The following is a 19,624-nucleotide window of genomic DNA, read 5'->3' as shown; positions in this document are numbered from 1 at the left end:
CTTTCGCATCGATAAATGTGCTATAAATTCATCTAGCTGTAGTTGCCGATGTCATTCAAGTACTATCATTGACACATAAAAATGCATGAAAAAACACCTATCCGTTTGGTATAGTTGATTTGTCGAGAATCAAACATTCCATACAGAAGAGGTGTCCTCTATATGATAGCGAATCATGACCAATCTAAGCAACTACCAAATGAAATAAAATCTACTTTTAAAGAACTAAAAGTATTGAAACATCTTAGAAAAGCTGGGATTACCAAGTCTTTTGGCTTTACCTGTGCTTATTTATTTCAGCTCATTTTCTGTTTGATCTTTGAAAACAAAAACTGGTTTCGAACACTTGAAAGTAAGAAATCTACCGATATTCCAGCTAAAGATGAGGTCTATCGTTTTTTGAACCGTTCCACTTATTCATGGAGAAGGTTTCTGCTTTTATTAAGCGCACACTCGATTGAAAAAGTAAGTAAGCTTACAAATCATGAGCGTATCAAAGTGTTGATTGTTGATGATTCATCTTATGATAAAAATCGAAGTAAATCGGTTGAACTTCTTGCGCGTTGTTTTGACCACGCTTCTCAAAAAATGCGCTTCTACAAAGGCTTTCGTATGCTTACATTGGGATGGTCTGACGGTACAACGTTTATGCCTGTAGACTTTTCTTTATTGAGCTCTAAAAACAGTGTCATCAATGGAGTGTCACAGAACATTGACAAGCGCAGTTCTGGATATAAGCGCCGTTTAGAAGCTTTACAAACGGCACCTGACCTGATGAAAGGTAAAAAGGTTAGTTTGAAGGAACTCTATTCATTAGCTTCACCCGTTCAAGGAAAGAAAGGAATTCTACGGTCTATTCAAACGACACAAGCCAATGGAGTACCAGTTAAAATTGTATTTGTCCGTAACCGTAATAAAAAAAGTGAATGGTTAGCGATTTTAAGTACCGATTGCAGCTTAAGTGAACAAGAAATCATTCGTATCTACGGAATTCGTTGGGACATTGAAGTCTTTTTCAAAACAACAAAATCCTTATTAAAGCTACAAAAGGAGTTTCAAGGTCGTTCGTATGACTCTTTAATTTGTCATACAACAATCGTCTTTACTAGATACATTGTCCTCTCTTGGCAGAACCGTTGTAGCACAGACCAACGGACATTAGGTGGTCTATTTTATGATCTTTGCGATGAAATTAGTGATCTCGATTGGGCTGTCGCACTAGGACAGCTACTAGAGCTTCTTCAAGATGTCCTAAAAGAAAGTAACAAAAGGATTCAAAAGTTAATTCAATGTCAACTACAACACTGGATTGCAGGCTTACCTAATTACATCAAGGTCTACCTTCCTATTTCAGTGTGCGAAAGTTGAGTTATTTAAATATTCCCTTTCAGATTGAATTTGTTCTTCAATAAGATAGTCCTCTAACTTCCCATATCTTGAAGCTTGTGTTAAAGATAAACCGAATCCTTCTACAAGTAGTTGAGGTCCAAAATGACTAGCTATCGTATTAAAACAAGTAATTCTTAAAGATTTGGGTGTAAAACCACAAAAAGCCTTTACCTTTCTTGCTATGAAGTGGGCTTTGATTGGACGATCCTGATATACTTCTGATGAGCTCGAACTTACAATTAAATAAGGCTTATTCTTTACGTTTTTTATGTTTGATCTTTGTTTAAGGTACTCAATTATTAATACCAGTTCATCATTAGATAAATAAACAGGAGATCTCTCATTAAGGTAAATTACCTTCAAATCAACGTTTATGTCACTTATTTTTATGTTGCTAATATGTGATGAAGATAACCCATGATAAAAACATAGGGTTGTCAATAAACACTCTAATGGTTGTTCATAAAGGCGACTTTTTATTACTTTAGCCACTCTTACTTGCTCATCGAAGGATAAGGGCTCGATAGTTGGAGGAAGCTCCCTTGATTTTATGTCCAAGATTGGTATATGGGTTATTATTCTTTTTCTTTTGGCTAACTTGAAAAGAACTAATAAATCTTTCCTCACAATCTCACGGTGCTTAGGTGTTAAACTTAAAAGAAAATCATGAACATCTTCTTGTTGAACAGTATCCCAAGATTCTATATGTTTACAGTTCATTTGAAACCATCGGACTAGTCTTACGAATATTTCCATGTCAGTCTTTACTGTTAAGAGGGATAATGGATTCCTCGCATTAAACTTTATTTGCCTATTCCTAAGCTCCATTCTTTCATTGAAATATATCTCCAATAGACGTATAAATCCTTTTGGGACTTGCTTTAAAAGCTCTCTAATGCTAGTAATAATACCCTCATCTGCGTTAAAGCTTAAATAGCCTTCCTTAATTAAAAAATTAAATAGACTTGATTTAATTCCCTTTGGATTAGAGATTTTTTCTAATGTAGATACCAACCAACCTTCATTAATATCAGAAGGCCTTAAAAGCTCATTTTCAGCTGCTTGTAAAACCTGTAACACCTTACTTGTGTTCTTACGAATTGTTTCCACACCAATACCTAGTTCTTTTAAATACAAAACATATTTTTTAAATAGTGTTGCACTCCATGTTTTTTTGAAATTTTCTTTAAGAAAACCTTCGGTTTGAACCCTCTCTACACGAGCTTTACTTAAACAATTATGACAGACGGTTGCTTTTTTATTAATTTCTGATTTATTTAGTTTTCTTTCACAAAATAAGCAATTAAAATTGTTCATCATTCTCCTATATTGGTGGAAGTTTATCTTTAGAAATAGATTCATTAACCGCCTTTGCCAACTTATTATTCGTTGGTCTTTCAAGTTTTTTCGCAGGTGTAGGAGTGTGTTTCCATAAATCATTTGGAGTACATTCTAGTGCAGTACAAAGCGCATCCATTGTTTGGGTTTTTACTTGCTTAGGCTCACTAGTTAATAAAGCGCTTATAGAGGGAGGAGATAGTTTATAACCTGCCTTATCCTCCAAAAGCCTACCCAATTCAGCCCCAGACCATATTCCATTATCGGCCATGACTTTTCTTAATCTCCATTCAATTGCCAATTCATTCACCCTTTTTGTTAAAGTTTAATAATTGATTTCGCCACTTTTCTTGAGCCATCCTCACTCTTTTCTCCAGATGGTCTGAACCAGGATTAGAGTAATTGAATGTCGTTGCGACATCTGCGTGACCTAACAGTTCCTTTAGCGTTAATAAGTCAACACCAAGTTCTGTCTGACGAGTTGCGAATGAGTGACGTAATTGATGAGGACTAAAAATCTCTTCTTTAGTAAAACCCATCTTTTCTTGCCTTCTCGCTAAACTCTTTCGTGCTGTGTGTTTATTTAGCCTTACTCCACCTTCTGATAAGAATAAAGGTCCTACAGTTTCATTAGTGAAAAGAGGCCTAATTTTTTCTAAGTACCATTTCAGGAGTAAATCTACATCATCCAACATCGGTACCCATCGTCGCTTAAATCCTGACCCCTTAGATCCCTTTCCAAAACGGACATGAATTTTACCTTTTTCCCCTAAGTCAAACCTACAATCTTTTACGTCCATCATAATTATTTCGTGAGTTCTTAAACCTGTTAATTCTAACATCCTAAAAAGGGTATAGTCTCTCGCTACAGTGGAATATTTTCTAGCTGTTTTCATTTCTTCCTTCAACCCATTCCAAAACCTATCAAGTAATTCTGGTTTTGGAGGTATTACCTGACCATTATGATCATCTTTTCTATGATAGTAACGGTTAAATTTATCTAATAAGTTAGGAACTTGTACTCTATATCTCTCCCAAATTTCATGCCCATGCCTTGTCTTTAAATACTCTAAAAATGTAGAGATAGTGGATTGGTATTTCCTCCTAGTTGAATATGCCAGTCCTCTTCCAACCAATCCTAGATAAAACTGATCCGCATCCGACATTGTAACTTCCCATATGAACTTATTTGACACATCTAAGAATTCATTTAAACACTTTGTTCCAAGAGCTATAGTATGTTCTGTATATCCTAGAACACGTTGTTGCTGTTCCCATAGCCCAATTAACTTTGCTTGGTATTCTCTCGATTCTTCATATGAAGGATAGTGTAATTCTTGTTTATTGCTGATCACTGATAAAAAAGGTTGTTTCCCCATTTGATAACCTCGCATTTTAGGTATTACCTAATTTTTTTAGTTATTACCTAATATATCAGAGGTTTAATATAAAAGAAACATATCCTTTCTCCGGTGCTGATGCGCAGCAATGACACTGGCTGCGTTATTAAGTATTGCTGATTTAAACACCTCGCGTGGATGAACGAGTGAGGCATTTAACGAACCAACATGGCAACGATGAACTGCGATAACATTATTCTTTGTATTTAAACACATAACAAAAAACACTTCACGATCATCACGTCCAATAAAGCTAGATGCTATCTTTGCTCCGTCTTCTGGGCTACGAATGATGTAATCAACACCTTCTTCAGCCTCTCTAATAACTTGTTCTATGCGTACTACTTCTAAAATGGTTTCCATCTAGATCAACCTCTCTATTATTTTTTGACCTTTCTGGTCACCATATAGAGAATCTTCGCATCGATTAATGTCAAGTGGAGTAAGTAGCAAAGCTATCAAGTGATTCGTAGATGTTTTGGGGAAGCCCAATGAATTAGGGTGCGTTAAAAGCGTTAATTGCTTTCTTACGCACCCTTATCCTACTTGGCTGACTCATAACATCCGAAGAACGAAGACCCTTTACATAATCGATAATTCGTCTCTGCCTTATAGACGAATTAGGAGATTATAATTAGGGGAGCTGAAAAGGAAAATCAATACAGAGACATCTATTTTAAGACTTACCGCTTTTGACCTTAGTCTCATTTAATGATTTCAATATTTCATCTAACTTGTTATTTACCTTAAGCGTTTGATTCAAGTGATAAACTTCTTTTCTACTTAGTGCTGATGAAGATTCGGAAATATCATTTTTTATATGAATCGCAAGGTCATTTAATACGTTTGCGTTCTCTTCCACACCTCGATACAGAGCAATATAATATTCTTTGGTATCTTCTAATTTTTTGTTTTGATGCACTAAGAGTTTATTTTGCGCTATTATACTATAGTATTTTTCAATGATATTATTACCAACTGTTAGTAATAATTCTTCTACAGCTGAATCCACTGCTTCTGGGCCTTTTATATATTCATCTAAGATTTCCCTGAATTCTGCTTCAATCTTCGCTTTCCAATCATTGTTTGTAAAAAAAGCAATCGGCTCTTCCTCAATGCGTTTATACGTATCACTTATTGCATTTGCTCGAAGCGCTTCGATGAACGCACGATTATAAATTTGCCTAGGGCGTCCCTTACCTTCCACCTTCTCCTTTTTTACTTGCGGTTTTCCAATCCCCAAAAAATCTTTATCCGTATTTACCTCTTTTGCCTCTCTACGAAAAGTTGATTCTGTTAATCTAGCACCGTTAACTGCCAACTCTTCTATTGCTTCATCTATAGAAAACCATTGATTCTTCAATTCCGCAATTTGTTCAGGGCTTAACCCTTCCGCTTTAGTAAATGACCACATTTAAAAATCACCCCTAAAAAAAATAACGTTATTATATCAACCATTATATCATTTTTCTTCATTAGGGTTATAAAATCACTAGGCTTACAATTAAGTCAGAAAGTTAATTGCGCAATGCTTTCAAAAAATATCGAAAGGATGAACTTTTTCAGATGAAGAAATTGCGAAGTTTCAACGTTTTTGACGCAGCGGGATTTTTCAAGGACAAGGATGTACGGGTGATGTCCCATGAAGACTGGAAGGAATATGACGAGGACGGAAAGAATTCCAAAGTCATAGGCACCAAATATAAAACGGTTATTGCAACTGACCGAACAGAATACACAGGGGCAGATGTAGCACCTGATCTTAATGCAGGCGAGCAAGTTATTGTAAAGGTGCCTCAACCGCCAAAAGAGTATAAAAAGTTCAGTAGAGTCACATTTGTGAATCCGACAGCTTCTGTGTATGGAACATTCATGAGTGAACTTTCTGTTAAAGCAGATGATGTGGAAATTACCCAACCTAAATAAAGGACAAGGGACAATTATTTCCCTTTCTATCATTATCATTTCAATGCATGTGACCGCCCCTGATAAGGGGCGGAATCACAATATTAGGATGTGAATTACATGAAGAAAACATACCGAATGCAACGTGGGTTTATTTCGTTTCTAATCATCGGATTGTTTCTCGTTTTATGGTCTTTCTTTTACAAACTGTATCCATTGATTGCAGAACAAATAACGATATTACAGCTTCCACATGTTGAGTCACATATCTTCTTGATTCCTATTGGTTTGATGGTAATTGGCTTATTCGTTGGTTGGTCAATTCGCAATAAATTATGGTTTGGTCTACTTTTTTCTTTGCATTATTATTCGATAATTAAACGAATGAGAAGACATATTAAAGATGCTAGATTCGAAGATGAACGTGAGTTTGATAATCGTTTAGTTAGATTACCGAAAATCAAAATTGAATTTGATGATAATCGAGCTAGAAAATCAGGTAAAGTGCTTATTCAAAACTCAATTAAATTCGACAAGAAATTAGAAGACATGAGGATTGATTCAGCGTTAGAAGGATATGTAAGCGAACGTCAATATTTATCTAAAGACCGTAATTGGTACATCTATGAGTTCTATGCTGTAAATTCACAAAAACAACTTGAAATTAAATCAGCAAGTGATTTGATTGAATGGTCAAACAAGACAGCAGACGATTACGCCTTACGCTTAGATGAGCGTGCAACTGTACCGTTTCATCATATGGGATTAAGTGGACAAACAGGTAGTGGTAAATCGGTTTTCATTCAAATGCTAGTTGAACAAGTATTATCGAAAAAGGTCAATCATGAGTTATTCATTATTGACCCAAAGCGTACAGATGTATACCAAATGGCTAAACGTATCGTTGGTGATGAGCGAACAGCCAACAAGACAAATGCAATTGAATTGATTAAACAATTTCATGAACGAATGAAAGAACGACAAGATGAGTTGCAAGATTATTTCATATCGAATCGCAACAAAACATATAAGGACGCTGGTTTGCCTGCTCTAATCCTGCTTATTGATGAGTTCGGGGCATTGAGAGAGTCATGGAAGACTTTGGCGAAAAAGGAACGTGATGAAGTCGATAACATACTTTCTGACGTTGCATTCATGGGTCGTCAACTAGGGTGTATTTTATGGGTAGCGACACAACAAATGAATGCTCAGACGATGCCAACAGCGATTAGAGAACAGCTCGTTTTGAAGATTGCCTTAGGTGATAGCGATGAGCAAACCTATAGAACTTTATTTTCATCTGGTGTGGATATACCACCAGTCGAGTTTACTGCTGGTCAGGGAATTTACAGTTATCCAGGGCTTGCAAGTGCAGACAATCCACGCTTGTTGTCGGTTCCTTACTGTAGCTTTTTGAATGAAAGCACCTAGCTTTTCCTTAAGGAAAGACGGCACAGAGAGTGGAAAGGGACCCGCCGTCCAGGCGGGGAAGGTTCCGCTCCGTGCTTTACACCTTTAGGAGAGCTGGCGTTTTGGTAATCACGCCAGCTCCGGTAGGAAGCAAAAACAACAATTAATACCGTCATAGCAGGCTTTTACACTTAAAAAACTTTCCCTAAAGTTTTCGGAACGAGGAGTGAATAGAACATGATTAAACCAGATATTGACCAATTTACACTTGTATTACAAGCAAAAGGCGTATTTGACTTTGATGAATGGCGTGACTGGGTAGCAAAAAGCTTAATAGGCACATTCTTGGTTAAATCAAAAATGCATATGCTATTCGACGACTTTGATGAAGCTGACGTTAAGCTACCTGAAGGTTATACCGTTGGCTATTCATTCATCAATGCACCATTTTACTTTTGCATTGCCTATCATGAAGCATTCACAAAAATGGGCGTCATAGTCAAATTCAGCGCTTACGCATGGCATGAATATCGGAAGCGGTATGAAGAGGAATTTAACGAACCGATTCATTTACACACCTTTTTTAAGTTGATTGAAGCTGACGAATACTCTTTTAGACTTTCACGAATTGATATGTGTTGCGACTTTTTTAATAAAGGCATTGATATCGCTAAATTAAAACGTTCAATTGAAGAGAAAAGGACTGAATTGCGCTATGGCAAGTACTAATAAAAGTTATCTGCAAAAGGTTATTGATGACAATAAAGAAAAACCATACAAGAAAAACAACTCGAAGGTGTCCGACGTATCCAAAAATTTTCAGGCTCAAACATTGTATATCGGGGCAAAAAGCAGAAATACAAAAGTGCATTTACGAATTTATGATAAGAAAGAGGAACAACTGTCATGAAGCACATGCGCCATGTAGCTAAAGAAGTAGATGACTGGACACGCGTTGAAGCAGAGTATTCCGGTGATTACGCCCATCAATTAACAGATGCTATCAAAGAATGTAACACAGATGAACAGCTGAAAAACCTGATTGTTAGTTCTCTACTAGATCGCTATATGTTCTTTTATGTTAATTCTAATCGACCTCATAAGATAACTAGATTAATGCTTGAATTGTTAGACGAAAAGAACTTTCACTTTGAATCACCATCTCCACGAAACAATTTGTTAGAACAATCAATAGACCATTTAATTAAGGGGGCTGGTCTTCTTCCGACATTGTGGAAAGTTCAGCAAATATGGGGCGATGGAACAGCACGGGAATTAATAGATTATTTCTATAAACAGTACTATGAAGAATTCGAACCCAATGATGACCATATATCTTGGGTAAATAAATACAAGGCACTTTATCAATTAGAAGGTAAGCCTTGGGAGAGGAAGATGTAAAATGAGTATTATTAACTCAAAGGAACACATCGAGCATATAGTCAGAATGATAGATTTCCTTCAAAATGGCAAAGGAATAATCAACAAAAAGGATAATCATTCTGATTACCTAAACGGCATCTATACACCTGAAGATATATTAGGGAATATAAAACACAGCGCTGAACAAGCACTAAAGGAATTAAAATAATTCACACCATAAGGAGATGATGCTACATGAGCATTAGCATGGCTACAAAAGACTATCCATATCTTTTAACCAGAGAACAAGCATCAGATTTTCTAGGTATAGACCCGAAGTCTTTTGATAAATATATCCGACCACATGAAGAGCTTGAGCGTTTCATGATTGGCAGGCACGAACGATACACAATGAAATCTTTAGTACACTTTATCGAAAAACACTCCGTTTAAAAATGCCGACAGTTGATAAGATGCTAGTTTAGAAATACAATATAATTGTATTCAACTAGCATCTATCAGCTATTTTTATGAGAGGGATGATAGTATGGCTAGTATAGTAAAAAGAGGAAAGTCATATCGAGCACAGGTTTCTTTATACAAACATGGTCAACATAAAAGGGTTTCGCAAACCTTTCCAACAAAGAAAGAAGCAAATCTTTGGGCATTAGAAATGGAATTAGCGAAAGGAGAAGGAAAAGAACTTGCTCACAGAACAACCACATTTGCGGATTTTTTCGAGAATTGGATTTACCTTGTAAAGGTCAATGACGTTAAAGAAACGACATTTCAAAATTATGTTCGTACTTTAGGGGTTATTAAAAACTTATTTCAGGATATCCAATTAAAAGACTTAAATGATATTGTTGTCCAAAAGAAAATTGATGAATATGCAAAAACACATTCAAGAAAAACAACACATGAAGTACTTCTTAAAATTAAAACATCTTTACGTGATGCATATGCCCGTGGTTACATTGCAAATGATTTTGCTCGTTTAGTGAAAACACGTGGAGAAAACCCACCTAAACGAAACAAAGCTTTGTCTATTACAGATTTTAGAAAGCTACGTAATTACGTTTTACAGCATTCAGAAGATGAATTTAACGTACTTGTATTATTGGCATTAGAAACAGGTATGCGACGTGGGGAACTACTTGCAATACGACCAGAGAGCCTTTATGAATACGGAATAAAAGTTAGACATTCAATCAGTCCTACTTCTGATGATACTTCATTAAAAACACAAAATGCAAAACGTGATGTGTCAATTAACAAAGAAGTTTATGAGCTTATTCGCCAAATTCCAGTGAAAGCAAATGGTTATATTTTTAATTTTGGAGGATTTAAACAGTCTGAACTATTAGCGGAGTTGTTAGAGAGCTTAGACATTGAAAAAACAACTTTTCATGGTTTGCGTGATACACATGCATCATTCTTATTTGCTCAAGATATCGACATTGCATACGTATCGAAACGTTTAGGACATATCAACATCCAAACAACCCAAAATTATTACCTAGAATTAATGCCAGAAAAAAAGCACCAGCAAGATGCCGATGCTTTAAATCTGTTAAGTTCTTTATGAGTTTTAAGCTGATTTGAACCAACTTGAACCAAAAAACCTTTGTAAACGTTGATACAATAAGGAATTGATTAACGTTTTGAGAACTGAGGTGCACGACGAGCGCCTTTAAGACCGTATTTTTTACGTTCTTTCATACGAGCGTCACGAGTTAATAATCCTGCACGTTTTAATGTTGGACGATATTCAGGATCTACTTGAAGTAAAGCACGAGCGATACCATGACGGATAGCGCCAGCTTGACCAGTATAACCTCCACCGTTAACATTTACTAAAATATTGTAGCTTCCAGTAGTTTCAGTAGCTACTAATGGTTGTTTAACAACTTCGCGTAAAGCTGCAAACGGGATATAACTTTCGATTTCACGACCATTGATGATGATTTGTCCGTCACCTGGAACTAAACGTACACGAGCAACAGAGCTTTTACGACGACCAGTACCGATATATTGAACCTGTGCCATTTGTTTTACCTCCCTTTATTAATTATCCACGAAGTTCGTAAACTTCTGGTTGTTGAGCTTGGTGCGGATGTTCGCTACCAGCATATACGTGTAATTTTCTAAACATTTGACGACCAAGAGAATTCTTTGGAAGCATACCTTTGATTGCAAGTTCTAACATTTGCTCTGGATAGTTAGTACGCATTTCTAAAGCAGTTCTTTGCTTTAATCCACCTGGGTGCATGGAGTGACGGTAGTAAATTTTGTCAGTTAATTTTTTACCAGTCAATTCAATTTTTGAAGCATTTAAAATAATTACATGATCACCAGTATCCACATGAGGTGTGAAAGTTGGTTTATGTTTACCACGTAGAATTGATGCTATTTCACTAGCAAGACGACCTAAAGTTTGGCCTTCAGCATCAATCACGTACCATTTACGATCAATAGTGTTTGAATTAGCCATAAACGTTGTACGCATGAGTTTCCCTCCTGAAATGTTTAATTATAATTTGTTTTAAATTACGAATGTTCTGTTCTTACGTCTATATGTTCACACAATTAAGTTCCGGGGCTTAATGTGGGTTTAAAATACATACCATATTATGATATATCCTAGACTAGTATATGTCAAGGGAATGTTACACCAGGTTTAGTTGTTATGAGAAAAAAATTAGTTTTATTTTAGTTTTCACTCAAAAAATACTGATTTCCGCTTATAAAATAAAATCTATTTCACTCATTTCAGCATCAGAGAAAATATATTTTGCGCGAAAATCTACGATATTCTTTTAATACAATACTTTCCAAAGATACAATCCATTTGCTGAAGCGGTTTTTCCAGCTGCTTTTCTATCTTTTTTCTCAATAATTACCGGGATTTCCTCTGGAGATTTCTTTCCTCTTCCAACATCTAGTAATGTTCCAACCATAATACGCACCATGTTATAAAGGAACCCATTCCCTTGAAAAGAAAATATTAGCATATTTTCTTCCTCTATTAACTTTACCCCAGTTACAGTTCTTACTTTTTTTTCTTTGTCTGTTTTAGCAGAGCAAAAACTAGTAAAATCATATTCACCGATAAAATAGCCCAACGCTTCTCTCATTGCTTCCACATTTAGGCTATATGGATAGTAATAAGCATAATGACGTTTAAATGGGTCTCTCCGCTCTCCTAATTGAATAAAGTAGCGGTATTCCTTTGCTGTTACATTATATCTTGCATGAAAGGATTCAGACACTATCACAGCATCTGCGACTACTATATCATGAGGCAATAACGTATTTAATGCAATTGGCCACTTTTCTGCTGGAATATCAAGAGAGCTATCAAAATGAATAACTTGTCCTTTGGCATGAACACCGGCATCTGTTCTCCCTGATGCCTGAATCTTCACCTCTACCCCTTTATGAAGCTTTCTTAAAGCCTTTTCGATCTCCCCCTGTACCGTTCGATCCTTTGGCTGAATCTGAAAACCACTATAATTTGAACCGTCATAGCTTATTGTACATTTATATCTTTGCATCTTATTCTCCACTACGTTCTTAATACAAACAGCAATGCTGTTACTAGGATCAAAATAATAATCATAATTGAATCGATGGGACTCCATACTAACTGACGATATTTTGTTCTTCCTTCTCCACCTTGATAACCGCGTGCTTCCATAGCGATAGCAAGCTCCTCAGCCCGTTTAAAGGAATTAACAAATAAAGGAATCAATAACGGAATAATGGCTTGAATTCGGCTTTTTATCGAGCCACTAGAGAATTCCACACCTCTTGCCATTTGAGCCTTCATAATCTTTTCTGTCTCATCCATTAATGTCGGGATGAAACGCAAAGAAATAGACATCATAAGAGCAAGCTCATGGACAGGAAATTTCACCTTCTTTAACGGTCCTAATAATGTTTCAATTGCATCTGTCAATTCAATTGGCGTTGTTGTTAATGTGAGCAAGGATGTCATGATAATAAGCAGGAAGAACCGGATTGAAATAAGAACCCCCATCCTTACGCCTTCTTCATAAATGGTAATCCATCCCCATTCAAACAATAGATCCCCATTCTTTGTAAAGAACAAATGCAAAATAAAGGTGAAAATAATTAACCAAAAAATAGGCCGTAATCCTAAATAAATATACTTAATCGGTACATTGGAAATGGCTACTAATGTACCTACATATACAATTAGCAAAGAATAGCTCCAAATATTGTTAGCCAAAAATACAACGCAAATAAATAGGAAAACAAGAAGCAATTTTGAACGGGGATCCATTTTATGCAATATCGAATCGACGGGAATAAACCGGCCAATAATCATTTTCCCCATTAATTACTCCCTACTTTCTTCTTTAGATACACTGCTAATTCCTCCGTGAAGTCTTCCATATTTAAATGCACTTGTGCCATCTTTATCCCCATTTTTGCTTCAACTTTTTTTTGGAATCGCACTACCTCAGGTACATTTAGGCCAATAGAAGCTAAATCTTGTGCACTCTTAAAAATTTCCATCGGTGTTCCTTGACGATGAACCTTCCCTTTATTCATAATGACTATTTGATCGGCATATTGAGCAGCATCTTCCATACTATGTGTAACTAAAATGGTCGTTAAATTCCGTTCTTTATGAAGTTTATAAAACATATCCATTATTTCTCTTCTGCCCCTTGGATCTAATCCAGCTGTTGGTTCATCTAACACAAGTACATCCGGTTCCATTGCTAAAACACCTGCAATAGCCACTCTTCTCATCTGACCACCAGATAAATCAAAAGGAGACTTTAAAAGAAACTCTTCCGATAAACCTACCTCGCGTAATGCTTTTTCAGCTCTTATCTTCGCTTCCGACTCTGCGATCCCAAAATTAAGAGGACCAAAGCAAATATCCTTTTCTACTGTTTCCTCAAACACCTGCTGTTCTGGAAATTGAAAAACAATACCTACTCTTTGTCGAATATTCCGCAAATTTTTATGCTTTTGTCCACCTTCAATGGTGCGGTCTCCTATTATAACCTTCCCTTTCGTTGGGGTTAAAAGAGCATTAAGATGCTGTAAAATAGTTGATTTTCCAGAGCCAGTATGACCTATTACGGCAACATAGCTTCCAGAGGGAATATCAAAACTTACATCCTCTATTGCTAACCGCTCAAACGGCGAATTTTCCTGATAACGATACTCTACTTTTTGAAGTGAGATGTCCATATGCCTGCCACCAACTCTTCTTCTGTTAAATATACTTCTTCTAATGGAATACCTTTGCTCATGAGACTTTCTCTCAGTTTAATGGTAAAAGGGATATCTAAACCAATCTCTACGAGTTCTTTTTGAAGTTTAAAAATTTCTTTTGGTGTTCCCTCTTTATACACTTTCCCCTTATTCATTACAATGATTCGATCTGCCTTAGCTGCCTCGTCCAAATCATGAGTAATCGAGATAATCGTCATGTTTTCTTTTTGCAAATCTCTCATGATTTCAAAAACTTCTTCTCTTCCCTGAGGATCCAACATAGATGTAGCTTCATCTAAAATGATAATTTCAGGTTTTAATGCAATAATTCCCGCAATAGCGACTCTCTGCTTTTGTCCACCAGATAGATGATGTGGCTCTTGATCAAGAAAAGATAACATCTTTACTTTTTCTAAAGAACGCTCTACTCTTGTTACCATCTCACTCCTTGGAACGGCGTTATTTTCTAAACCAAAAGCCACATCATCCTTTACAGTTGTGCCGACAAACTGATTATCAGGATTTTGGAATACCATGCCAACCTTTTTTCTGATATTCCATACAGAATCCTCTGTAATAGGAATATCATCTATTATAATAGAACCTTCATTAGAGAATTGTAATCCATTTAATAACTTAGCCAGCGTAGATTTACCTGATCCATTGTGTCCAACTACAGCAACCCATTCTCCTTTATTAACATGTAAAGAAACTTGATCTAGGGCGTTTTCTAATTGCTCCTCATATTTAAAGGTTACATTTTCGACCTTTACTAAAATCGTTTGGTCCATTACAATCCCACCATTTACTTACTAGATATTATCGATTATATATTACATAGGACTATTTATAAATAATATAATTTGCTAAATAAAGTACACTTTTTTTATTAAGTTTCCTACTTATCTACTGATGCTTAGTTGAACTAGTAGAACCATTACGGAAAGTGACTCCACTAACCATCTTTCTCCGCTTTCAAAAGTTAACATTAGTCACCAAAATATTTTGAGTAGGATAAAAAAATAAACTCGCCAATTGGGCGAGCTTTGAATTGGTTTAACATAAGATTATTTAAATAATCTCTGATATCCTATTTCTATGTTTGTTAAAATATATCTTATGGTATTCCACTTCTTAGCACCCTGCAGTCCTAATTAAAAATGAAAAAAGCCCGCACCTCATTCGATCGACCTATCGAAAGAAGAGGTGCACGAGCTAGACGAGTCATTAAATGAAAATCAATGCTCATCGTAACACTCTATATTGGCTTGATCATAAAGCGAGATTTAAAGAAAAAGGGCACTTGAACAAGTTTCATAACAATATAAACTGTCCCGCACCCTAAGTTTCTTTGAAATCCTATTATACTAACTCGATAATTACCATTGGTGCTCCGTCTCCACGACGAGGTCCCATTTTCATAATACGAGTGTAACCACCTTGACGATCAGTATAACGAGCAGCAACATCACTGAACAATTTTTGTACAGCATCTTGGTTTGTCTCAGCGTTAGCAACCTCGTGACGTACGTAAGCAGCTGCTTGACGACGTGCATGTAGATCTCCACGTTTACCAAGTGTAATCATTTTTTCTACAACAGAACGAAGTTCTTTTGCACGAGCTTCAGTTGTTTCAATACGCTCATTGATGATTAAGTCTGTAGTTAAGTCACGTAACATAGCTTTACGTTGTGCGCTTGTGCGTCCTAACTTTCTGTAACCCATGTGAGATTCCCTCCTTTTGTTAAAATACAAGCTTTATAGACATAGTCAAGAGACTAATCAGTCATCTTTTCTTAAGCCTAATCCAAGCTCTTCTAATTTATGTTTTACTTCTTCTAGAGATTTTCTACCTAAGTTTCGAACTTTCATCATATCTTCTTCCGTCTTATTAGCTAATTCCTGTACGGTATTGATACCAGCACGCTTTAGGCAGTTATAAGAACGAACAGAAAGATCTAATTCTTCGATTGTCATCTCAAGAACTTTTTCTTTTTGATCTTCTTCTTTTTCTACCATAATCTCAGCATTTTGAGCTTCGTCAGTTAACCCAACAAAGATATTTAAATGCTCAGTTAAAATCTTTGCACCAAGTGCAACAGCATCTTGAGGACCAGTACTACCGTCAGTCCACACGTCAAAAGTTAATTTATCATAATTAGTCAATTGACCAACACGAGTATTCTCTACTTGATAAGAAACACGAGATACCGGTGTGAAAATAGAATCAATAGGAATTACACCAATAGGTTGGTCTTCGCGTTTATTTTGCTCTGCTGGTGTGTAACCACGACCACGCTTTGCAGTTAAACGCATACGGAAATTACCGTTGCTACCTAGAGTTGCGATATGAAGATCTGGATTTAAGATCTCTACATCACTATCATGTGTAATATCTGCTGCTGTAACTACTCCTGCACCTTGCATATCAATCTCTAAAGTTTTTTCATCATCAGAGTATATTTTCAATGCTAGTTTTTTGATATTTAATATGATAGCTGTAACATCTTCTACGACGCCTTCAATTGTTGAGAACTCATGAAGTACCCCATCAATTTGAATGGATGTGACAGCGGCACCTGGCAGTGAGGATAGTAGAATACGACGTAAGGAGTTACCCAAAGTAGTACCATATCCACGCTCAAGTGGCTCGACGACGAATTTACCATACTTGGCATCATCGTTGATCTCAACCGTTTCGATTTTTGGTTTTTCTATTTCGATCATCAAGATATACCCTCCTTCAAAACGTCGAAACCCCGGTAAGCTTTACCGAAATTCCCCATGTTTACGTTCCCGCTTGTGCACAACAACTGGGTTAGTTAATAAATCTGTACGGGTTCTAAAAGTTTTAGTCATATCCCATTATAGACAAGGATACAAAATTTATACAGAAAAATTAAACTCGGCGACGTTTAGGTGGTCGGCAACCGTTATGAGGAACTGGAGTTACGTCTCTAATTGCTGTAACTTCTAGTCCTGCAGCTTGAAGAGCACGAATTGCAGCCTCACGACCTGCACCTGGTCCTTTAACTGTTACTTCTAAAGTTTTCATACCGTGTTCCATTGATGCTTTAGCAGCAGTTTCAGCAGCCATTTGTGCAGCAAATGGAGTAGATTTACGAGAACCTCTGAATCCAAGTGCACCTGCGCTTGACCATGAAAGAGCATTTCCATGAACGTCTGTAATAGTTACGATAGTATTATTGAAAGTAGAACGAATATGAGCTACACCAGCTTCAATATTCTTTTTAACACGACGTTTACGTGTATTAGTTTTACGTGCCATTATATTGTACCTCCTTTACCGATTATTTTTTCTTATTAGCTACAGTCTTACGAGGACCTTTGCGTGTACGAGCGTTGTTTTTCGTGTTTTGTCCGCGAACTGGTAAGCCACGACGGTGACGAAGACCACGGTAACAACCAATTTCCATTAGACGCTTAATGTTTAGAGAAATCTCACGACGTAGATCCCCTTCTACTTTTAAACGGTCGATAATATCACGAATTTTGTTTAATTCATCTTCTGTTAAATCACGAACGCGTGTATCTTCAGAAACACCTGCTTCTGCTAATACTTGTTGTGCAGTATTTTTTCCAATACCGTAAATGTATGTTAAAGATATTACTACACGTTTTTCACGTGGAATATCCACACCAGCAATACGTGCCATCTATATGCGCACCTCCTTGTTATTAACCTTGTTTTTGTTTGTGTTTAGGGTTTTCACAGATAACCATAACTTTACCACGTCTGCGGATAACTTTACATTTTTCGCAGATTGGTTTAACAGATGGTCTAACTTTCATTATCCTAACCTCCTTGATAGTACGGAGTGCAATCAGATTATTTAAAGCGGTAAGTAATTCTTCCGCGAGTTAAGTCATATGGAGATAACTCAACCGTTACTTTATCACCAGGTAAAATACGGATGAAATGCATGCGGATTTTACCAGAAACGTGAGCCAATACAGTATGACCATTTTCTAATTCTACCTTAAACATGGCGTTCGGCAAAGTTTCAGTGATTGTGCCTTCAATTTCGATTACATCGTCTTTAGCCATCGAATATCTCTCCTTTCCATAAAAAATACGAGATCCATCTTAACTAATATAGCAAAGTGTAGCTCTTCTTGTCACACGATCGTGCACATTAAACTACTCTGAACTGCTCCTATAATATAATAAAACTGCATTAAACTGCAACTAATTGATTATATCATAAGAATAGGCACTTCGTCCGCTATTAATTATAAAAAAATATATTTATAGGGAAGAAATAATAATAAGTTTAATGCTACCAACTAAACTTAGCTTTGGTAGATCATTCATTAATAGAAAAGAAATGATCTTTCCTTTGATTTACGAACATTCTATCAACAGCTTGTGTCTTATCGTATAGAAGTAAGCATGCAACGTATAGACAATTCCAAGAAAAATAAATCACCTTCAAAAGTCTAGCCTTAAATCTTCCACTACATACTTGTTTTCACTTGAAAAGCCACATAGATTTCGTATTTAAAGGATTTCGTAGAGCGTTCGACAACTTGCACACCTGGTCTAATACCAATCGTCATAATAGAAAGAATAATAGTTACATTACCTTCTTCACTACTAGATAAAAAAGCAATTTAAGCGGAGTTACCATGAAATCCAAAATACTCTGCACCAATTATCTAAATTGATTAATCTTTTAACGAAGATAAACATGTCAAAATAACACGGTTATGCTTTTTTTGTTACAGATATAACCATGAAAATTATTATACCTTTTGAAAAAAGGAAATGCATCATGTTTAGGAATAAACTCCTCAGCCATTTCATCCCAATTCTTCTATTTATTATCTCTGATTCATTTCCATGCTAGATAACAGATTAGTCAAAGCAAAAGTCACTTTTATTTTAAAGTACTTAGTAGTGCATCAAGATCTACGAAAACTTTATTAATATCTTGTTGACCATTAATGTTACGAAGATAGCCTTTTGACTCATAGAAATCAAGTAATGGTTTAGATTGCTTAATATTAACTTCTAAGCGATTTTTAACAGTTGCTTCATTATCATCAGCACGTTGGTATAATTCGCCGCCACAACGATCACAAGTATCTGGCTTAGATGGCGGATTAAATACTAAATGATAGGTTGCACCACAGCTTTTACAAATGCGGCGTCCTGTTAAACGCTCCATTAAGATCTCTTTATCCACTTGAACATTGATACAAAAGTCTAATTTCTTATTTAAATCAGACAAAATATTTTCTAAAGCTTCTGCTTGAGGAACAGTACGAGGAAAACCATCTAAAAGAAAGCCTTTTTCACAGTCATCCTTGCTAAGTCTTTCGCGAACAATACCGATTGTAACTTCATCAGGTACAAGTTCACCTTTATCCATAAAAGATTTTGCCTTAAGTCCAAGTTCTGTTTCGTCTTTCATAGCCGCACGGAACATGTCGCCAGTTGAGATATGAGGGATGTCATATTTCTCGACAATCTTCTCAGCTTGAGTACCTTTACCTGCGCCAGGGAGCCCCATTAAGACTAAATTCATGCGTATTCC

The 19,624-nt window shown here is 36.2% G+C and carries 26 protein-coding genes and 1 pseudogene; 9 read left to right on the top strand and 18 right to left on the bottom strand.

All coding sequences use genetic code 11. The features are described 5' to 3' along the window. Positions 1–162 precede the first annotated feature (162 nt). Complete coding sequence (locus tag QQZ16_RS04840) at positions 163–1,368, top strand: IS4 family transposase (protein ID WP_284561170.1); 1,206 nt, start codon at positions 163–165, stop codon at positions 1,366–1,368. On the opposite strand, the gene QQZ16_RS04835 is transcribed toward QQZ16_RS04840, so the two are convergent. The 5 genes and pseudogenes from QQZ16_RS04835 to QQZ16_RS04815 all read right to left on the bottom strand — a co-directional run bounded on the left by QQZ16_RS04835 (position 1,351) and on the right by QQZ16_RS04815 (position 5,541). Next, a complete protein-coding gene (locus tag QQZ16_RS04835; protein ID WP_284561161.1) occupies positions 1,351–2,709 on the bottom strand; it encodes a site-specific integrase in 1,359 nt (452 codons plus the stop codon). The genes QQZ16_RS04840 and QQZ16_RS04835 overlap by 18 nt on opposite strands. A gap of 4 nt (positions 2,710–2,713) precedes the next feature. Further along, on the bottom strand, positions 2,714–2,998 hold the full coding sequence (locus QQZ16_RS04830) for a helix-turn-helix domain-containing protein (RefSeq protein ID WP_446715446.1): 285 nt from the start codon (positions 2,996–2,998) through the stop codon (positions 2,714–2,716). A gap of 31 nt (positions 2,999–3,029) precedes the next feature. Further along, complete coding sequence (locus QQZ16_RS04825) at positions 3,030–4,106, bottom strand: tyrosine-type recombinase/integrase (protein WP_284561160.1); 1,077 nt, start codon at positions 4,104–4,106, stop codon at positions 3,030–3,032. Positions 4,107–4,184: 78 nt separating this feature from the next. Continuing rightward, positions 4,185–4,490, bottom strand: a pseudogene (locus QQZ16_RS04820) (JAB domain-containing protein); the annotation flags it as partial. A gap of 313 nt (positions 4,491–4,803) precedes the next feature. Further along, positions 4,804–5,541 carry a hypothetical protein gene (locus QQZ16_RS04815; protein ID WP_284561159.1) on the bottom strand — a complete coding sequence of 246 codons (738 nt, stop codon included), beginning with the start codon at positions 5,539–5,541 and terminating at the stop codon, positions 4,804–4,806. A gap of 152 nt (positions 5,542–5,693) precedes the next feature. Between QQZ16_RS04815 and QQZ16_RS04810 the strand changes: the two genes are divergently transcribed. From QQZ16_RS04810 to QQZ16_RS04775, 8 genes are all read left to right on the top strand, one after another. Continuing rightward, on the top strand, positions 5,694–6,053 hold the full coding sequence (locus QQZ16_RS04810) for a hypothetical protein (RefSeq protein WP_284561158.1): 360 nt from the start codon (positions 5,694–5,696) through the stop codon (positions 6,051–6,053). Between the two features lie 99 nt (positions 6,054–6,152). Then, complete coding sequence (locus QQZ16_RS04805) at positions 6,153–7,463, top strand: FtsK/SpoIIIE domain-containing protein (RefSeq protein WP_284561157.1); 1,311 nt, start codon at positions 6,153–6,155, stop codon at positions 7,461–7,463. A gap of 216 nt (positions 7,464–7,679) precedes the next feature. Further along, complete coding sequence (locus QQZ16_RS04800) at positions 7,680–8,171, top strand: hypothetical protein (RefSeq protein WP_284561156.1); 492 nt, start codon at positions 7,680–7,682, stop codon at positions 8,169–8,171. Next, positions 8,158–8,352 carry a hypothetical protein gene (locus tag QQZ16_RS04795; protein WP_284561155.1) on the top strand — a complete coding sequence of 65 codons (195 nt, stop codon included), beginning with the start codon at positions 8,158–8,160 and terminating at the stop codon, positions 8,350–8,352. The genes QQZ16_RS04800 and QQZ16_RS04795 overlap by 14 nt, the downstream gene beginning before the upstream one ends. Continuing rightward, positions 8,349–8,843 (top strand): hypothetical protein, encoded by a 495-nt coding sequence (locus QQZ16_RS04790; RefSeq protein ID WP_284561154.1) that lies wholly within the window; start codon positions 8,349–8,351, stop codon positions 8,841–8,843. The genes QQZ16_RS04795 and QQZ16_RS04790 overlap by 4 nt, the downstream gene beginning before the upstream one ends. 1 nt (position 8,844) lies before the next feature. After that, positions 8,845–9,033: a hypothetical protein gene (locus tag QQZ16_RS04785; protein WP_284561153.1), complete on the top strand. Its 189-nt coding sequence runs from the start codon at positions 8,845–8,847 to the stop codon at positions 9,031–9,033. 26 nt (positions 9,034–9,059) lie between these two features. After that, the gene (locus QQZ16_RS04780) at positions 9,060–9,257 is read left to right on the top strand and encodes a DNA-binding protein (RefSeq protein ID WP_284561152.1); all 198 of its coding nucleotides are present in this window, start codon (positions 9,060–9,062) and stop codon (positions 9,255–9,257) included. 94 nt (positions 9,258–9,351) lie between these two features. Continuing rightward, positions 9,352–10,392, top strand: coding sequence for a tyrosine-type recombinase/integrase (locus tag QQZ16_RS04775; RefSeq protein ID WP_284561151.1), 1,041 nt, complete (start codon positions 9,352–9,354; stop codon positions 10,390–10,392). A gap of 68 nt (positions 10,393–10,460) precedes the next feature. Here QQZ16_RS04775 and rpsI read toward each other — a convergent pair whose 3' ends face one another. From rpsI to QQZ16_RS04710, 13 genes are all read right to left on the bottom strand, one after another. Continuing rightward, positions 10,461–10,853 (bottom strand): 30S ribosomal protein S9, encoded by a 393-nt coding sequence (rpsI, locus tag QQZ16_RS04770; RefSeq protein WP_016204588.1) that lies wholly within the window; start codon positions 10,851–10,853, stop codon positions 10,461–10,463. Between the two features lie 22 nt (positions 10,854–10,875). Beyond that, positions 10,876–11,313, bottom strand: a complete 438-nt coding sequence (gene rplM / locus QQZ16_RS04765; protein ID WP_235251447.1) for a 50S ribosomal protein L13 — start codon at positions 11,311–11,313, stop codon at positions 10,876–10,878. A gap of 310 nt (positions 11,314–11,623) precedes the next feature. Beyond that, entirely contained in the window at positions 11,624–12,361 is a 738-nt protein-coding gene (gene truA, locus QQZ16_RS04760; RefSeq protein WP_284561168.1) for a tRNA pseudouridine(38-40) synthase TruA, read from the bottom strand. Positions 12,362–12,372: 11 nt separating this feature from the next. Beyond that, the gene (locus QQZ16_RS04755) at positions 12,373–13,167 is read right to left on the bottom strand and encodes an energy-coupling factor transporter transmembrane component T family protein (protein WP_235251445.1); all 795 of its coding nucleotides are present in this window, start codon (positions 13,165–13,167) and stop codon (positions 12,373–12,375) included. Continuing rightward, a complete protein-coding gene (locus QQZ16_RS04750) occupies positions 13,167–14,039 on the bottom strand; it encodes an energy-coupling factor ABC transporter ATP-binding protein (RefSeq protein ID WP_284561150.1) in 873 nt (290 codons plus the stop codon). Before QQZ16_RS04750 ends, QQZ16_RS04755 begins: the two co-directional genes overlap by 1 nt. After that, positions 14,015–14,854, bottom strand: a complete 840-nt coding sequence (locus tag QQZ16_RS04745) for an energy-coupling factor ABC transporter ATP-binding protein (RefSeq protein ID WP_235251443.1) — start codon at positions 14,852–14,854, stop codon at positions 14,015–14,017. The genes QQZ16_RS04750 and QQZ16_RS04745 overlap by 25 nt, the downstream gene beginning before the upstream one ends. A 571-nt stretch (positions 14,855–15,425) precedes the next feature. Then, a complete protein-coding gene (gene rplQ / locus QQZ16_RS04740; RefSeq protein ID WP_016204582.1) occupies positions 15,426–15,788 on the bottom strand; it encodes a 50S ribosomal protein L17 in 363 nt (120 codons plus the stop codon). Positions 15,789–15,845: 57 nt separating this feature from the next. After that, positions 15,846–16,790: a DNA-directed RNA polymerase subunit alpha gene (locus QQZ16_RS04735; protein WP_109768975.1), complete on the bottom strand. Its 945-nt coding sequence runs from the start codon at positions 16,788–16,790 to the stop codon at positions 15,846–15,848. Positions 16,791–16,962: 172 nt separating this feature from the next. Beyond that, positions 16,963–17,352 carry a 30S ribosomal protein S11 gene (gene rpsK, locus QQZ16_RS04730; protein WP_031537916.1) on the bottom strand — a complete coding sequence of 130 codons (390 nt, stop codon included), beginning with the start codon at positions 17,350–17,352 and terminating at the stop codon, positions 16,963–16,965. Positions 17,353–17,374: 22 nt separating this feature from the next. Next, positions 17,375–17,740 (bottom strand): 30S ribosomal protein S13, encoded by a 366-nt coding sequence (gene rpsM, locus QQZ16_RS04725; RefSeq protein ID WP_031537915.1) that lies wholly within the window; start codon positions 17,738–17,740, stop codon positions 17,375–17,377. Positions 17,741–17,762: 22 nt separating this feature from the next. Continuing rightward, the gene (gene rpmJ / locus QQZ16_RS04720) at positions 17,763–17,876 is read right to left on the bottom strand and encodes a 50S ribosomal protein L36 (protein ID WP_000868344.1); all 114 of its coding nucleotides are present in this window, start codon (positions 17,874–17,876) and stop codon (positions 17,763–17,765) included. Positions 17,877–17,913: 37 nt separating this feature from the next. Next, positions 17,914–18,132 (bottom strand): translation initiation factor IF-1, encoded by a 219-nt coding sequence (infA, locus tag QQZ16_RS04715; protein WP_016204578.1) that lies wholly within the window; start codon positions 18,130–18,132, stop codon positions 17,914–17,916. Positions 18,133–18,964: 832 nt separating this feature from the next. Beyond that, on the bottom strand, positions 18,965–19,615 hold the full coding sequence (locus QQZ16_RS04710; RefSeq protein ID WP_031537914.1) for an adenylate kinase: 651 nt from the start codon (positions 19,613–19,615) through the stop codon (positions 18,965–18,967). Positions 19,616–19,624 lie beyond the last annotated feature (9 nt).

The organism is Bacillus sp. T2.9-1 (assembly GCF_950097965.1).
Classification (GTDB): domain Bacteria; phylum Bacillota; class Bacilli; order Bacillales; family Cytobacillaceae; genus Niallia; species Niallia hominis.
Note: the sequence above shows the minus strand (reverse complement) of the source record. Positions and strands in the feature narration are given on the sequence as shown.

Excerpts from the sequence above, each read along its gene's own strand:
- QQZ16_RS04840 (WP_284561170.1), top strand. The coding sequence starts at position 163 with ATGATAGCGAATCATGACCAATCTAAGCAACTACCAAATGAAATAAAA.
- QQZ16_RS04835 (WP_284561161.1), bottom strand. The coding sequence starts at position 2,709 with ATGATGAACAATTTTAATTGCTTATTTTGTGAAAGAAAACTAAATAAA.
- QQZ16_RS04830 (WP_446715446.1), bottom strand. The coding sequence starts at position 2,998 with ATGGCCGATAATGGAATATGGTCTGGGGCTGAATTGGGTAGGCTTTTG.
- QQZ16_RS04825 (WP_284561160.1), bottom strand. The coding sequence starts at position 4,106 with ATGGGGAAACAACCTTTTTTATCAGTGATCAGCAATAAACAAGAATTA.
- QQZ16_RS04815 (WP_284561159.1), bottom strand. The coding sequence starts at position 5,541 with ATGTGGTCATTTACTAAAGCGGAAGGGTTAAGCCCTGAACAAATTGCG.
- QQZ16_RS04810 (WP_284561158.1), top strand. The coding sequence starts at position 5,694 with ATGAAGAAATTGCGAAGTTTCAACGTTTTTGACGCAGCGGGATTTTTC.
- QQZ16_RS04805 (WP_284561157.1), top strand. The coding sequence starts at position 6,153 with ATGAAGAAAACATACCGAATGCAACGTGGGTTTATTTCGTTTCTAATC.
- QQZ16_RS04800 (WP_284561156.1), top strand. The coding sequence starts at position 7,680 with ATGATTAAACCAGATATTGACCAATTTACACTTGTATTACAAGCAAAA.
- QQZ16_RS04795 (WP_284561155.1), top strand. The coding sequence starts at position 8,158 with ATGGCAAGTACTAATAAAAGTTATCTGCAAAAGGTTATTGATGACAAT.
- QQZ16_RS04790 (WP_284561154.1), top strand. The coding sequence starts at position 8,349 with ATGAAGCACATGCGCCATGTAGCTAAAGAAGTAGATGACTGGACACGC.
- QQZ16_RS04785 (WP_284561153.1), top strand. The coding sequence starts at position 8,845 with ATGAGTATTATTAACTCAAAGGAACACATCGAGCATATAGTCAGAATG.
- QQZ16_RS04780 (WP_284561152.1), top strand. The coding sequence starts at position 9,060 with ATGAGCATTAGCATGGCTACAAAAGACTATCCATATCTTTTAACCAGA.
- QQZ16_RS04775 (WP_284561151.1), top strand. The coding sequence starts at position 9,352 with ATGGCTAGTATAGTAAAAAGAGGAAAGTCATATCGAGCACAGGTTTCT.
- rpsI (WP_016204588.1), bottom strand. The coding sequence starts at position 10,853 with ATGGCACAGGTTCAATATATCGGTACTGGTCGTCGTAAAAGCTCTGTT.
- rplM (WP_235251447.1), bottom strand. The coding sequence starts at position 11,313 with ATGCGTACAACGTTTATGGCTAATTCAAACACTATTGATCGTAAATGG.
- truA (WP_284561168.1), bottom strand. The coding sequence starts at position 12,361 with ATGCAAAGATATAAATGTACAATAAGCTATGACGGTTCAAATTATAGT.
- QQZ16_RS04755 (WP_235251445.1), bottom strand. The coding sequence starts at position 13,167 with ATGGGGAAAATGATTATTGGCCGGTTTATTCCCGTCGATTCGATATTG.
- QQZ16_RS04750 (WP_284561150.1), bottom strand. The coding sequence starts at position 14,039 with ATGGACATCTCACTTCAAAAAGTAGAGTATCGTTATCAGGAAAATTCG.
- QQZ16_RS04745 (WP_235251443.1), bottom strand. The coding sequence starts at position 14,854 with ATGGACCAAACGATTTTAGTAAAGGTCGAAAATGTAACCTTTAAATAT.
- rplQ (WP_016204582.1), bottom strand. The coding sequence starts at position 15,788 with ATGGGTTACAGAAAGTTAGGACGCACAAGCGCACAACGTAAAGCTATG.
- QQZ16_RS04735 (WP_109768975.1), bottom strand. The coding sequence starts at position 16,790 with ATGATCGAAATAGAAAAACCAAAAATCGAAACGGTTGAGATCAACGAT.
- rpsK (WP_031537916.1), bottom strand. The coding sequence starts at position 17,352 with ATGGCACGTAAAACTAATACACGTAAACGTCGTGTTAAAAAGAATATT.
- rpsM (WP_031537915.1), bottom strand. The coding sequence starts at position 17,740 with ATGGCACGTATTGCTGGTGTGGATATTCCACGTGAAAAACGTGTAGTA.
- rpmJ (WP_000868344.1), bottom strand. The coding sequence starts at position 17,876 with ATGAAAGTTAGACCATCTGTTAAACCAATCTGCGAAAAATGTAAAGTT.
- infA (WP_016204578.1), bottom strand. The coding sequence starts at position 18,132 with ATGGCTAAAGACGATGTAATCGAAATTGAAGGCACAATCACTGAAACT.
- QQZ16_RS04710 (WP_031537914.1), bottom strand. The coding sequence starts at position 19,615 with ATGAATTTAGTCTTAATGGGGCTCCCTGGCGCAGGTAAAGGTACTCAA.